The sequence below is a fragment of the Kitasatospora sp. NPDC057500 genome, assembly GCF_042802195.1.
Classification (GTDB): Bacteria; Actinomycetota; Actinomycetes; order Streptomycetales; family Streptomycetaceae; genus Kitasatospora.
Map to the genome: position 1 here is coordinate 1 of NZ_JBHVER010000047.1, position 13,712 is coordinate 13,712.

Below are 13,712 nucleotides of genomic sequence, written 5' to 3' on the forward strand. Positions count from 1 at the left end.
GCCCGGGGCGCATCGTGCGCCCCGGGCCCCTCCGGCGTTCCCGGGCCGCTCAGCACGCCTAGCTCGCCCGCCCCGCCCGCTCAGCGCAGCGACAGCACGACGGTCCTGAGGATCGCCGCCTTGGCCAGCCGTCCGGCCCGCCCGGTGAGCACGGCCGGCCGCATCGAGTCGTCGGGGTGGATGAACTGCAGCAGCCCGTCACGCCGCCCGAGGCTCAGGCACTGCACCACGTACCGGAAGGCGAACGGCTCGTCGGTGCGCCCGGTGAGCAGCTTGCCGAGGTACTGGCCCTGCGGCAGGGCGGTGGCGCAGCCCATCCGCAGGGTGCCGGTGCCGGGGACGGTGACCTCGGCGGCGTCGCCGATCACGTGGACCTCGGGGTGCGAGACCGACCGCAGGTGGTCGTCGACGACCGCCCGTCCGGCGGGGGTGACGGCGAGGCCGGCCTCGGCGGCCAGCGGGTGCGGCTCCAACGAGGCGGCCCAGACGACCAGGTCGGCGGGGATCCGGCCGGCGGCGGTGGTCAGGCCCTCGGCGTCGACGGCGGTGACCGGGCTGTGCTCGTGGATCCCGACGCCGAGGCCGCGCAGCACGCGGTGGACGTGGTCGTGGCCCTTGGCCGAGAACCAGCCGCCGACCTGGCCGGCGGCGACGATCCGCACGGTCCACCGGGGGTGGGCCTCGGCGAGTTCGGCGGCCAGCTCGATGCCGGTGGCGCCGCCGCCGATGACCGCGACGGTGCCGGGGCGCTCGGCGGTGCGCAGCCGCTCGGCGACCTCGGCGGCCCGCTCGACGGGGTGGGCGTGCTCGGCGGCGCCGGGGACGTCGTGCCAGGCGGTGCGGCTGCCGAGGGCGTAGACGAGGGTGTCGTAACCGAGGGTGTCGCCGTTGTCGAGGAGGACCTTGCGGCCGGCCAGGTCGAGTTCGGTGGCGCGGGCCTGGACGTGCCGCACGCCGCGTCCGCGCAGCACTTCGGTGATGGCGGGCCGCCGCACCGGGAGGCCGGCGCTGATCTCGTGCTGGCGGATGCGGTGGAGGATGCGGCTCTCGGGGGCGATCAGGGTCACCCGGCCGCGCTTGCCGGCCCGGGTCGCGGCGGCGAGGCCCGCGTAGCCGGCACCCAGTACGACGATCTGCTTCTCGGTCATGTCGTCCCGCTCCTTCGTGGCGCCGTCGGTGGCGTCCTCTCGCGGTGTCCCCGGGGTGGCCGGGGAGCGCCTGTCCGCGTGTTCGGAAGGGGGACGGCGGCGCCCGCGGGAATGTGACGGTGACCTGCGTCACACCTCCGGCGGGGTGGCGGGGGCGTTGAGGTGGGTGAGCTTCTCCGGGTTGACCACGGTGTACGCCTCGGTGATCCGGCCGTCGGCGACGGTGAAGGCCATCACCCCGCCGATCACGCCCGGCTGCGAGTACCAGATCAGGCCGGGTTCGCCGTTGACCAGGGCGAACTCCACGGAGGTGTCGGCCGTGACCCACTTGGACACCAGGCCGAGGACCAGCCGGGAGACCTTGACGGAGCCCAGCACCGGGCGGACGCCGGCGCTGACGACGCCGCCGCCGTCGGAGTGCCAGACGATGTCGGGGTCGAGGACGGCGAGCAGGCCCTCGATGTCGCCGCGGGCGCTGGCGGCGGCGAACGCCTCGACGGCCTGCCGGTGCTCGGCGGGGTCGGCGGTGGCCCGGCGTCCGCCGTCCTTGACCCGGCGGCGGGCGCGGGAGGCGAGCTGGCGGGTGGCGTCGGGGCTGCGGTCGAGGGAGGCGGCGATCTCGTCGAAGCCGACGGCGAAGACGTCGTGCAGGACGAAGGCGGCGCGTTCGGCGGGGGTGAGCTGTTCGAGGACGGCGAGCAGCGCGAGCGAGACGGATTCGCCGCGCTCGGCGAGGTCGGCGGGGGAGGCGGGGGCGTCCTGGTAGGAGAGGGACGGCTCGGGCAGCCATTCGCCGAAGTAGGACTCGCGGCGGGCCCGGGCGGAGCCGAGCTGGTCGTAGCAGAGGCGGGTGACGACGGTCGTGAGGTAGGCGCGGGGGTCGGCGACGGTGGCGCGGTCGGCGGCGCGCCAGCGCAGCCAGGCCTCCTGGAGGACGTCCTCGGCGTCGGTGAAGGAGCCGAGCATCCGGTAGGCGACGGAGCCGAGGTAACGCCGGTTCGCCTCGAAGGCGTCCTGCCCGGAGGCGTCCTGCCCGGTGGCGGCGGCACCGTCGGCGGCGGCACCAGTGGCGGCACCGGAGGCGGCGGCGGGCTCGGTGGCGGCGGTGGCCGACGGTTCGTCACTCACGGCCCTACCGTAGCGCCCGCCCCCGGGCCGGCGGCAGGGGCGGGCCCGGACGCGCGGGAGCCCGGGGCGGGCCGGCCGGGACCGTCCGCGCCCCGGGCTCCCGGGCGTCCGCGCGGCGCTACTCGACCTCGGCGACCGCCTCGGCGAACTGCGCCTTGTAGAGCCGGGCGTAGGCCCCGTCGGCGGCGATCAGCTCGTCGTGGCCGCCCTGTTCGACGATGGAGCCGTTCTCCATGACGAGGATCACGTCGGCGTCCCGGATGGTGGAGAGCCGGTGGGCGATGACGAAGCTGGTGCGCCCGGCGCGCAGCCGGGCCATGGCCCGCTGGATGAGCACCTCGGTGCGGGTGTCGACGGAGCTGGTGGCCTCGTCGAGGACGAGGATCGAGGGCTGCGCGAGGAAGGCGCGGGCGATGGTGATGAGCTGCTTCTCGCCGGCGCTGACGCCGGTGCCCTCGTCGTCGATGACGGTGTCGTAGCCCTCGGGCAGGGTGCGCACGAAGCGGTCGACGTGGGCGGCCCGGGCGGCCTCGACGACCTGGTCGCGGGTGGCGCCCGCCCGTCGCCCGCCACCACCCTCGGCCGAGTCGCTGCGCTCCACACCTCCTTCCGCGCCGTAGGCGATGTTGTCGGCGATGGTGCCGCCGAACAGCCAGGTGTCCTGGAGGACCATGCCGATGCCGGAGCGCAGTTCCTCGCGGGACATGGCGGCGATGTCGACGCCGTCGAGGGTGATCCGGCCGGAGCTGACCTCGTAGAACCGCATCAGCAGGTTGACCATGGTGGTCTTGCCGGCACCGGTGGGGCCGACGATGGCGACGGTCTGGCCGGGTTCGACCTTGAGCGAGAGGTCCTCGATGAGCGGCTTGCCCGGGTCGTAGCGGAAGGCGACGTCCTGGAAGACGACCCGGCCGCGCAGCACGTCGGGGCGTTCCGGCATGGCGGGTTCGGGGGTCTGCTCGGGGGCGTCGAGGAGTTCGAAGACGCGTTCGGCGGAGGCGACGCCGGACTGCACCAGGTTGGCCATGCTGGCGACCTGGGTGAGCGGCTGGCTGAACTGGCGGGAGTACTGGATGAACGCCTGGACGTCGCCGATGGACAGCGCGCCGGAGGCCACCCGCAGGCCTCCGACGACGGCGATCAGCACGTACTGGAGGTTGCCGATCAGCATCATCGCGGGCTGGATGATGCCGGAGATGAACTGGGCCTTGAAGCTGGAGGCGCAGAGGGCCTCGTTGTGCTCGCGGAAGGTCTCGGCGGACTCCTTCTGCCGGCCGAAGACCTTGACCAGGGTGTGGCCGGTGTACATCTCCTCGATGTGCGCGTTGAGCTGCCCGGTGGACTTCCACTGCTGGACGAACTGCGGCTGGGCGCGCTTGCCGACGCGGGTGGCGACGACGACGGACAGCGGGACGGCGATCAGCGCGATGAGGGCGAGCAGCCAGGAGATCCAGAACATCATGGCGAGCACGCCGACGACGGTGAGCAGCGAGTTGACCACCTGGCCCATGGTCTGCTGCATGGTCTGGCTGATGTTGTCGATGTCGTTGGTGACCCGGCTGAGGATCTCGCCGCGGGGCTGCTTGTCGAAGTAGCTGAGCGGCAGCCTGGCGAGTTTGGCCTCGGCGTCCTGGCGCAGCCGGTAGCCGGCGCGCTGGATGGCGCGGGCGGCGAGGCGGCCCTGGACGACGCCGAAGACGGCGGAGGCGACGTAGACGGCGAGGACCCAGAGCAGGACGTCGCCGATGGCGCCGAAGTCCATGCCCTGGCCGGGGGTGAAGTCGACGGAGGAGAGCAGGTTGGCGAGGTCGTCGTCGCCGCGGGCGCGCATGGAGTCGACGATCTGCTGCTTGGAGGCGTCGGCGGGGAAGCGGCCGCTGATGACGCCGGCGAAGATCAGGTCGGTGGCGTGGCCGAGGATCTTGGGGCCGATGATGGCGGCGCCGATGCTGAGGGTGCCGAGGGCGAGCACGCCGGCGATGAGGGCGCGTTCGGGGCGGAGGAGTTTCAGCAGCCGTTTGCCGGAGCCCTTGAAGTCCATGGACTTCTCGGCGCCCTGGCCGCCCATGAAGCGGCCGGGGCCGGCGGGGCCGCGGCGGGCGGCGGCGGCCTGGGAGTCGCCGGCCGCGCCGGGGCCGCCCGGGCGTCCGCCGGGCGCCTTGCCGGCGTCGGGGCCGGGCTCGCCGGGGACGGGCGCGGTCTTCCCGAGGTCGGGGCCGGGCGCGGGCTTGTCGGGGCTGGTCACGCCGCCTCCTGCTCGGTGAGCTGGGAGAGCACGATCTCCCGGTACGTCGGATTGCCGGCCATGAGCTCGCCGTGGGTGCCGCTGCCGACGACGGCGCCCTCGTCCAGGACGATGATCCGGTCGGCGTCGCGGATGGTGGAGACGCGCTGGGCGACGATCACCACGGTGGCGTCGGAGGTCTCGCGGGCGAGCGCCTTGCGCAGCTTGGCGTCGGTGGCGTAGTCGAGCGCGGAGAAGGAGTCGTCGAAGAGGTAGACGTCGGGCCGGCGCACCAGGGTGCGGGCGATGGCCAGGCGCTGGCGCTGGCCGCCGGAGACGTTGCCGCCGCCCTGGGCGATGGGCGCGTCCAGGCCTTCGGGGAGCTGTTCGACGAACTCCCTGGCCTGGGCGATCTCCAGGGCGTGCCAGAGTTCCTCGTCGGTGGCGTCGGGCCGGCCGTAGCGCAGGTTGCTGGCGACGGTGCCGGAGAACAGGTAGGGCTTCTGCGGGACGAGTCCGACGCTGTCGGACAGCGTGGTGGGTTCGAGTTCGCGGACGTCGACGCCGCCGAGCAGGACCTGGCCGGAGGTGGCGTCGAAGAGCCGGGGGACGAGGCCGAGCAGGGTGGACTTGCCGCTGCCGGTGGAGCCGATGACGGCGGTGGTCTCGCCGGGCCGGGCGGTGATGCCGATGCCGTGCAGCACGCTCGCCTCGGCGCCGGGGTAGCGGAAGTCGACGTTGCGCAGTTCGAGGTGGCCGCGGCGCAGCACCTCGGTGACGGGGGCGGCGGGCGGCACGACGCTGGAGCGGGTGTCGAGCACTTCCTGGATGCGTTCGGCGCAGACCTCGGCGCGCGGCACCATCATGAACATGAAGGTGGCCATCATGACGCTCATCAGGATCTGCAGCAGGTAGGAGAGGAAGGCGGTGAGGGCGCCGATCTCCATCTCGCCGCTGTTGATCCGGTAGGCGCCGAACCACAGGACGGCGACGCTGGAGACGTTGACGACGAGCATGACGCCGGGGAACAGGTAGGCCATCAGCTTGCCGACCTGGAGCGAGACGCCGGTGAGGTCCTCGTTGGCGTCGGCGAACCGGTTCTGCTCGTGGTCGTCCTTGACGAAGGCGCGGATGACCCGGATGCCGGTGATCTGCTCGCGCAGCACCCGGTTCACGGTGTCGATCCGCTCCTGCATGCTGCGGAAGCGCGGGCGCAGCTGGCGGACCAGGACGGTGACGACGACGCCGAGGGTGGGGACGACGGCGAGCAGCAGCCCGGAGAGCGGCACGTCCTGGTTGAGGGCCATGATGATGCCGCCGACGCACATGATCGGCGCGGCGACCATCAGGTTGAAGGACATCAGGACCAGCATCTGGACCTGCTGGACGTCGTTGGTGGTGCGGGTGATCAGGGAGGGCGCGCCGAACTGGCCGACCTCGCGGGCGGAGAAGCCCTGGACGCGGTCGAAGACGGCGGCCCGGACGTCGCGGCCGACGGCCATGGCGGTGCGCGCGCCGTAGTAGACGGCGCTGATCGAGCAGAGGGTCTGCAGGAGGGTGACGCCGATCATCACCGCGCCCACGCGCAGGATGTAGCCGGTGTCCCCCTTGATCACTCCGCTGTCGATGATGTCGGCGTTGAGCGTGGGCAGGTAGAGCAGCCCGAGGGTGGACACCAGCTGGAGGAGCACCAGCAGGGTGATCGGTCGGGTGTAGGGGCGCAGGTACGCCCTGAGCAGTCTGATCAGCACTGGCTCACTCTTGTCGTCGGCGGCGGCTTTGGCATCCCAATTCTCGTGGTTCGGGAGGCCGGTACAGGAGATTCCGGGCAAGCGAGCCGGATCTTTGTCCAGCCCTTTGCCGAACGTTCCGGGGGTCGTGCTCGTGCCGTGCACCGGCGGCGCGGGAGGGTGCCGGCTCGGCCCGCCCTCTTACGGAATGACCGGTTTCCCCCTAGGCTGCTGGCAGCCCTCTTGTTACTCGCCGGTACCGAGTCCGGTTGCCAGGGGGCCGGCGGCCGCCCCCACGGACGTCACATCATTCAGACGGCCACCCGCCCCCGGAGGTCCTCGTTGAGTTCCGCGCAGTCCCTGATCGACTCCGGCCGTACCGACATCGTGGCCGGGCGCCCCGCCTCCGTCGCCCACCTGTTCCAGGAGCGGGTCGCGCTGACCCCCGGCGGTGAGGCCTACCGCCACCCCGTCCCGGTGGACGAGCACGCGGCGGACAGCACGCCGGGCGCCGAGCAGTGGCGTTCGCTGACCTGGGCGCAGACCGCGGCCCGGGTGTACGCGGTGGCGGCCGGTCTGCTGTCACTGGGCATCGAGGCGGAGGACCGGGTGGCGCTGGCCTCCTCCACCCGGCTGGAGTGGATCCTCGCCGACCTCGGCAACATGTGCGCGGGCGCGGCCACCACGGCCGTCTACCCGAGCACCAACGCCGACGAGACGGCGTTCATCCTCTCCGACTCCGGCTCCCGGGCGCTGTTCGCCGAGAACGCCGCCCAGTTGGAGAAGGTGGTCGCCGAGCTGGACCGGCTGCCCGGGCTGGAGACGGTGGTCCTGTTCGACGCGCCGGACGGGCCCCCGGCGGCCGGCCGGCTGAAGGTGATCACCCTCGCCGAGCTGGAGCGGCTGGGCGCCGAGCACCTGGCCGCGCACCCGGACGCGGTGGAGAAGGCGATCGCCGCGCTCGACAAGGAGCAGCTGGCCACCCTCATCTACACCTCCGGCACCACCGGCCGCCCCAAGGGCGTGCGCCTGGTGCACGACTGCTGGGCCTACGAGGGGCGGGCGCAGGAGGCGAGCGGGCTGCTGGCCGCCGACGACGTGCAGTTCATGTGGCTGCCGCTGTCGCACGTGTTCGGCAAGACGCTGATCTCGGGGCAGATCGCGACCGGGCACGTGATGGCGCTGGACGGCCGGGTGGAGCGGATCATCCACAACCTGCCGGTGATCCGGCCCACCATCATGGCCTCGGCGCCGCGGATCTTCGAGAAGGTCTACAACGGCATCGCCGGCAAGGCCAGGGCGGAGGGCGGCGCCAAGTACAAGATCTTCCTGTGGGCGGCGCGCACCGCCCGCGACTACGCCCGCACGGTCCAGGACAACCGGGTGGCGACCGGGGTGGACGGCGCCCCGGCGGTGCTGCGGATGAAGCACGCGCTCGCCGACAAGCTGGTGTACGCCAGGATCCGGGCGGCCTTCGGCGGGCGGCTGCGCGGGGCGGTGTCCGGCAGCGCCGCACTGGCCCCGGAGATCGGCTACTTCTTCGTCGGCGCCGGGGTGCCGATCCTGGAGGGCTACGGGCTGTCCGAGACCAGCGCCGGCTCCAGCGTCAACCGGGCCGAGGACATCCGGGTGGGCACGGTGGGCCGCCCGCTGCCGGGCACCGAGGTGCGGATCGCCGAGGACGGCGAGATCCTGCTGCGCGGCCCGGGCGTGATGCGCGGCTACCACAACCTTCCGGAGAAGACCGCCGAGGTGCTGGAGGCGGACGGCTGGTTCCACACCGAGGACATCGGCGAGCTGTCCCCGGACGGCTTCCTGAAGATCACCGACCGCAAGAAGGACCTGTTCAAGACCTCCGGCGGCAAGTACGTCGCGCCGAGCGAGGTGGAGGGCAAGTTCAAGGCGGCCTGCCCGTTCGTCAGCAACGTCCTGGTGATCGGCAACGGCCGCAACTACTGCACCGCGCTGATCGGCCTGGACGAGGCGGTGATCATGCCCTGGGCCGCCGAGAACGGCCTCGCCGGCAAGGACTACGCCGAGGTGGTCGCCGACCCGCGGACCCGTGAGCTGATCGACGGCTTCGTGCGGCGGCTCAACGGCCGGCTCCAGCGCTGGCAGACGATCAAGAAGTTCCACCTGCTGCCGCGCGACCTGGACGTCGAGCACGGCGAGCTCACCCCGAGCCTGAAGATCAAGCGCCCGGTGGTGGAGCGGACCTACGCGGAGGCGGTCACCGCGATGTACGCGGGTGCCAACGAGGACTGAGAGGCCCGCCCGTCCCGTACGGCCGGGGGGACCACCCCGGCCGTACGGGACAATGGGGTCATGCCCTCCGCACTTCCCGACGGCGAACCGGTGCCGTCCGACGGTTCCCTGCCCGCGCACGCCCTCGACGGGCTGGGTTCCCGGCCGCTCGGCTTCTACCTGCACGTGCCCTACTGCGCGAGCCGCTGCGGCTACTGCGACTTCAACACCTACACCGCCACCGAGCTGCGCTCCTCGGGCACCGTCGCCTCCCAGGAGACGTACGCGGACAACGTGGTCGCCGAGGTCCGGCTCGCCCGCCGGGTCCTCGGCGCGGACGCGCCGCCGGTGCGCACCGTCTTCCTGGGCGGCGGCACCCCGACCCTGCTGCCGGCCCGCGACCTGGTGCGGATGCTCGCCGCGATCCGCGACGAGTTCGGGCTCGCCGACGGCGCCGAGGTGACCACCGAGGCCAACCCGGAGTCCGTCGACCCCGCGTACCTGGCGGAACTGCGCGAGGGCGGCTACAACCGGATCTCCTTCGGCATGCAGTCCGCCCGCCCGCACGTGCTGCAGCTGCTCGACCGCCACCACACCCCCGGGCGCCCCGAGGCCTGCGTCGCCGAGGCCCGCGCGGCCGGCTTCGAGCACGTCAACCTCGACCTCATCTACGGCACCCCCGGCGAGTCCGACGACGACTGGCGGGCCTCCCTGGACGCGGCGATCGGCGCCGGCCCCGACCACGTCTCCGCCTACTCGCTGATCGTCGAGGAGGGCACCCGGCTGGCCGCCCGGGTCGGGCGCGGCGAACTGCCGATGATCGACGACGACGTGCACGCCGACCGCTACCTGATCGCCGAGGAGGCGCTGAGCGCCGCCGGCTACTCCTGGTACGAGGTCTCCAACTGGTCCACCACCCCCGAGGGCCGCTGCCGCCACAACGAGCTGTACTGGACCGGCGGCGACTGGTGGGGCGCCGGCCCCGGCGCGCACAGCCACGTCGGCGGCGTGCGCTGGTGGAACGCCAAGCACCCGGCCGCCTACGCCCGCGCCCTCGCCGAGCACCGCACCCCCGCCCAGGGCCGCGAGCGCCTCACCGCCGAGGACCGCCGGGTCGAGCGGATCCTGCTGGAACTGCGTCTCGCCGACGGCGTCCCCCTCGACCTCCTCACCCCCGCCGGCCGCACCGCCGCCGCCCGCGCCCTCGCCGACGGCCTCCTCGCCCCCGCCCACTACGACCACGGCCGCGCCGCCCTCACCCTCCAGGGCCGCCTGCTGGCCGACGCGGTGGTGCGTGACCTGGTGGACTGAGTGTCGTTAACGTGGTGTCAGCCGTCGGAGGGAGCGCGCACATGACCGCCATCGATGACCGGATGACTGGGATCTTCGAGAACCTGGAGGTCCCTGAAGGCTTCAAGGCCGAGCTCATCAGGGGGGAAATCGTGATGATGGCGGGGCCGGACCTGGCCCACAACCTCATCGTCGAGGCGATCGTCGACCAGATCCCGCGCGGTCGCTGGCACCGGCTCCAGACGCAGGACGTCGCCTTCCCCGCCGACGCCAGCGAGCCGCAGCCGGATCTGGTGGTGATCGAGCGGGGAGCCGTCGAGGGGCCCGGGCGGCTGGTGCCGGCGCCGGCCGTGACGCTGGTGGTCGAGGTCGTATCGAAGACCAGCGTGCTGCGCGACTACCGAACCAAGCGGGAGCTGTACGCCGAGGGCGCGGTTCCCGTCTACCTGATCATCGATCCGATCAAGGGCCTCTGCGTGCTGCTGACCGAGCCGACCCCGGCGGGGGCCTCGGGGCTGCCGGACTACGCGGCCGAGCGGACCACCAAGTTCGGCGAGCCGGTGCCGTTGGACCTGCTGGGTGTCGTTCTCGACACCTCGGAGTTCCGGACCTACTCCTGACCCGGGAGGGTGACGAAGTCGATCAGCTCCTCGACGCGGCCCAGCAGCTCGGGCTCCAGGTCCTTGTAGGAGTTCACCGTGGACAGGATGCGCTTCCACGCGGCCGGGGTGTCCTCGGGCCAGCCGAGGCGGCGGCAGGTGCCGAGCTTGAAGTCCTCGCCGCGGGGGACGGCGGGCCAGGCGGGGATGCCGACGGAGGAGGGCTTCACGGCCTGCCAGACGTCGATGTAGGGGTGGCCGACGACCAGCACGTGCGGGCCGGTGACCCGGGCGGCGATGCGGTGCTCCTTGGTGCCCGGGAGCAGGTGGTCGACCAGGACGCCGAGGCGGCGGCCCGGGCCGGGGGCGAAGTCCGCGACGATCGCGGGCAGGTCGTCGACGCCCTCCAGGTACTCGACGACCACGCCCTCGATCCGCAGGTCGTCGCCCCAGACCCGCTCCACCAGTTCGGCGTCGTGCCGGCCCTCGACGTAGATCCGCGACTCGCGGGCCACCCGGGCGCGGGCGCCGGGGACGGCGACCGAGCCGGAGGCGGTGCGCCCCGGGGTGCGGGCGGGCGCCGGTCCGGCCGGCCGGACCAGGGTGACCGTCCGGCCCTCCAGCAGGAAGCCGCGCGGCACCATCGGGAAGACCCGGTGCTTGCCGAACCGGTCCTCCAGGGTGACGGTGAGGCCCTCGGCGGTCTTCTCGCAGCGCACCACCGCCCCGCAGAAGCCGCTCGCCGCCTCCTCGACCACCAGGTCCCGCTCGGCGGGCACCTCCGGCGCGGGGGCCTGCTTCTTCCACGGCGGGGTCAGGTCGGGTCCGTACTGGCGGCTGCGCATTCCACGCAGTCTACGAGGCGTCAGCCGAGGTAGTACGAGGTGTTGACCGCCAGGACCTCGGCGAGTCGCCCGCGCAGGGCGGCGGCGTGGCGCAGCGCCACCGGCTCGGCGCCCGGGACCGGGCGCACCCCGCGGTCGGCGAGCAGGTACACCACCCGCAGGGTGCGCAGGGTGTTGGAGACGGTCGCGGGGACGACGCCGGGCTTGCGGCGGCCGGTGGCGGCGATCGGGTCGAGCCAGGCCAGCGCCTGCCGCTCGGTCAGCTCGGGGCGGGTGAGGACCTGGCCGACGGCGCGGCCGAGGCGGTCGTCCTCCATGGCGTCCAGGACGTGGTCGGTGGGGGCGAGCAGCCGGGCCGTGGCCAGGTCCAGCAGGGGCGCCGGGTCGGCGACGAGCGGGCTGCGGCCGAGGGCGCCCAGCAGGTCGGCGCCGTGCGCGACGGCGTGCAGCCAGCCGAGTCCGGGGTCCCAGCCGCGCAGGTCGGTCTCGGTGGGGTACCAGTGGGCGAAGGCGGCCGACCAGGCGGGGCGGTACGCGCCGGCGTCGACGAGTTCGGCGAGGACCAGCGGGGCGAAGGTGCGGGCCTGGATCTCGGGGTCGGACAGCCGCTCGGCCATCTCGTCGCCGAGGGCCAGTCGCTGTCCGGGGGTGAGCAGGGGCACCCAGCGGCACAGCTGCTCGTAGGCGTGGGTGTCGCGGGTCCCGGGGTCGGGGGAGCGCATCGCGGCGCTCACGGCGGTGAGCAGTTCGGGGGTGGGTTCGGCGGTCTCGATCTCGGTCCAGTTGATCACGGCCGGACCCTAGGCGGCCCGGGTCGCCGCGGCCACCGGTTTTCACAGCCCCGGGGCGCCCCAGAGGGGGAACCAGCGCGACAGGTCGGGTTCGATGCGAAGATCGTTTTTGAGCATGTTCGCTACTTCGATCTCCAGGGGGTTGTCCCGCTTCTCTCCGCCGCCGGGCCGTATACACAGCGGGTAGAAGGTGCCGCGCTTGTACAGGTAGACCAGGGCCAGCGGGCGGCCTCCCGCGGTGTCCCGGAAGCCGACCAGCGAGCAGAGCAGCTGCGGCCCGAAGCCGTGCGCCTCCAGCTCGCTGTTGACCGCGTGCAGGTCGTTGACCAGTTCCGGCAGCTCCTCGGGGGCGTGCCGGGCGAGCAGCCAGGAGTAGCCGTAGTCGTCCCGGGACGCCTCGACGGGGACGCCGCCGCGCGCGGTGTCGGCGTCGAGCAGCGCCCGGACCTGGCGTTCGACCTCGTCGAAGGCCCCGCCCTCGACCGAGGCGAAGCAGACCGAGCCGAGCCCGGTGGGCCGGAAGCCCGTGCCGGCCTCCAGGGTCAGCGCGGCGGACGGCACCCCGAACAGCTGGTCGAGGTCGGGTCTGACGGGCTTGCTGCGGCCGAACAGCGCGTCCAGGATTCCCACGGCGGTCCTTCCGGTGGCGGTGGTGGCAGGGTCAACGGGTCAACGGGTCAGCGGGTCACGGGTCACCGGCCGAGCCGGGTGGAGATCTTCGCGAGCTGCGCCAGCCGCTGCTCCAGGCTCGGGTGGGTGGAGAACAGCTGGGCGGCGGCCTCCCGGGCGCTCAGCGCGGGGGCGAAGTAGAAGGCGTTGTAGGCCTGCGCCCGGCGCAGGTCCTTGGTCGGGATGGCGGCGATCTGGCCGGTCACCTTGGTGAGCGCCGAGGCGAGCGCGCTGGGGCGGCCGGTGAGCTGGGCGGCGGCCCGGTCGGCGGCCAGCTCCCGGTAGCGGGAGAGCAGCCGGGTCAGCAGGAAGCTGATCGCGTAGACGGCGATCGACACCAGCGGGATCACCAGCGCGGCGATCGCGGCGTTGGAGTCGTTGCTGTTGCGCCCGCCGCCCATGAAGCCCCCGTACATGGCGATCCGGGTCATCGCGCCGGCCAGCACGCCGAGGAAGCCGGCCACCGTCATCACGGCGACGTCCCGGTGGGCGACGTGCGACAGCTCGTGCGCGAGCACGCCCTCCAGCTCCTCCGGCTCCAGCCGGCGCAGCAGCCCGGTGGTGACGCAGACCACCGCGTTGCGGGGGTTGCGGCCGGTGGCGAAGGCGTTCGGCATGTCGTTGTCGGCGACGGCGACCCGGGGCTTGGGCATGTCGGCGAGCGCGCAGAGCCGGTCGACGGCGCCGTGCAGCTGCGGGTACTGCTCCGGGGTGACCCGGTGGGCGCCCATGGCCCGCTCGGTGATCCTGTCGCTGAACCAGAACTGGGCGACGAACAGGCCGCCGGAGATCAGGACGATGATCGGCCAGGCGCCGCGCAGCAGGGCGATCAGCAGCCCGGTGAAGCCGACGTACAGCAGTCCGATCAGGAACATCGTCCCCACCATCCGGCCGGTCAGGCCGCGGTCGGGGGCGAAACGGGTGTGCTGGCCCGGGGTCGACATCGCTGTTCCTCCGTTCGCCGTCCGCTTCCGATGCTGCCACCCGGGCGGGCACGCGGCATCACCCGCGTGCCGCGAACTGCGGGCAGGATCACCCCGGCAG

Annotated in this window: 11 protein-coding genes; 3 read left to right on the forward strand and 8 right to left on the reverse strand. The window is 73.0% G+C overall.

Annotation, left to right across the window (positions count from 1 at the left end):
- Window positions 1–80 precede the first annotated feature (80 nt).
- The 4 genes from ACFU74_RS13270 to ACFU74_RS13285 all read right to left on the reverse strand — a co-directional run bounded on the left by ACFU74_RS13270 (window position 81) and on the right by ACFU74_RS13285 (window position 6,251).
- On the reverse strand, window positions 81–1,148 hold the full coding sequence (locus tag ACFU74_RS13270) for an NAD(P)/FAD-dependent oxidoreductase (RefSeq protein WP_380755822.1): 1,068 nt from the start codon (window positions 1,146–1,148) through the stop codon (window positions 81–83).
- Between the two features lie 129 nt (window positions 1,149–1,277).
- Window positions 1,278–2,276 carry an RNA polymerase sigma factor SigJ gene (sigJ, locus tag ACFU74_RS13275; protein ID WP_380755824.1) on the reverse strand — a complete coding sequence of 333 codons (999 nt, stop codon included), beginning with the start codon at window positions 2,274–2,276 and terminating at the stop codon, window positions 1,278–1,280.
- A 118-nt stretch (window positions 2,277–2,394) separates the two neighbouring features.
- On the reverse strand, window positions 2,395–4,521 hold the full coding sequence (locus ACFU74_RS13280) for an ABC transporter ATP-binding protein (RefSeq protein WP_380755826.1): 2,127 nt from the start codon (window positions 4,519–4,521) through the stop codon (window positions 2,395–2,397).
- Complete coding sequence (locus tag ACFU74_RS13285; protein ID WP_380755828.1) at window positions 4,518–6,251, reverse strand: ABC transporter ATP-binding protein; 1,734 nt, start codon at window positions 6,249–6,251, stop codon at window positions 4,518–4,520. The genes ACFU74_RS13280 and ACFU74_RS13285 overlap by 4 nt, the downstream gene beginning before the upstream one ends.
- A 321-nt stretch (window positions 6,252–6,572) precedes the next feature.
- Between ACFU74_RS13285 and ACFU74_RS13290 the strand changes: the two genes are divergently transcribed.
- From ACFU74_RS13290 to ACFU74_RS13300, 3 genes are read left to right on the forward strand one after another with little or no spacing between them, the layout of a single operon-like run.
- Window positions 6,573–8,495 carry an AMP-dependent synthetase/ligase gene (locus ACFU74_RS13290; RefSeq protein WP_380755830.1) on the forward strand — a complete coding sequence of 641 codons (1,923 nt, stop codon included), beginning with the start codon at window positions 6,573–6,575 and terminating at the stop codon, window positions 8,493–8,495.
- 60 nt (window positions 8,496–8,555) lie between these two features.
- The gene (gene hemW / locus ACFU74_RS13295; RefSeq protein WP_380755832.1) at window positions 8,556–9,785 is read left to right on the forward strand and encodes a radical SAM family heme chaperone HemW; all 1,230 of its coding nucleotides are present in this window, start codon (window positions 8,556–8,558) and stop codon (window positions 9,783–9,785) included.
- 41 nt (window positions 9,786–9,826) lie between these two features.
- Window positions 9,827–10,384 carry a Uma2 family endonuclease gene (locus ACFU74_RS13300; protein ID WP_380755834.1) on the forward strand — a complete coding sequence of 186 codons (558 nt, stop codon included), beginning with the start codon at window positions 9,827–9,829 and terminating at the stop codon, window positions 10,382–10,384.
- On the opposite strand, the gene ACFU74_RS13305 is transcribed toward ACFU74_RS13300, so the two are convergent.
- From ACFU74_RS13305 to htpX, 4 genes are all read right to left on the reverse strand, one after another.
- Window positions 10,375–11,208 carry a DUF3097 domain-containing protein gene (locus ACFU74_RS13305; RefSeq protein WP_380755836.1) on the reverse strand — a complete coding sequence of 278 codons (834 nt, stop codon included), beginning with the start codon at window positions 11,206–11,208 and terminating at the stop codon, window positions 10,375–10,377. The genes ACFU74_RS13300 and ACFU74_RS13305 overlap by 10 nt on opposite strands.
- A 20-nt stretch (window positions 11,209–11,228) precedes the next feature.
- Entirely contained in the window at window positions 11,229–11,999 is a 771-nt protein-coding gene (locus tag ACFU74_RS13310; RefSeq protein WP_380755838.1) for a DUF2785 domain-containing protein, read from the reverse strand.
- Between the two features lie 42 nt (window positions 12,000–12,041).
- Entirely contained in the window at window positions 12,042–12,629 is a 588-nt protein-coding gene (locus ACFU74_RS13315; protein ID WP_380755840.1) for a hypothetical protein, read from the reverse strand.
- A gap of 62 nt (window positions 12,630–12,691) precedes the next feature.
- The gene (gene htpX / locus ACFU74_RS13320; protein ID WP_380755842.1) at window positions 12,692–13,612 is read right to left on the reverse strand and encodes a zinc metalloprotease HtpX; all 921 of its coding nucleotides are present in this window, start codon (window positions 13,610–13,612) and stop codon (window positions 12,692–12,694) included.
- Between the last annotated feature and the right edge of the window lie 100 nt (window positions 13,613–13,712).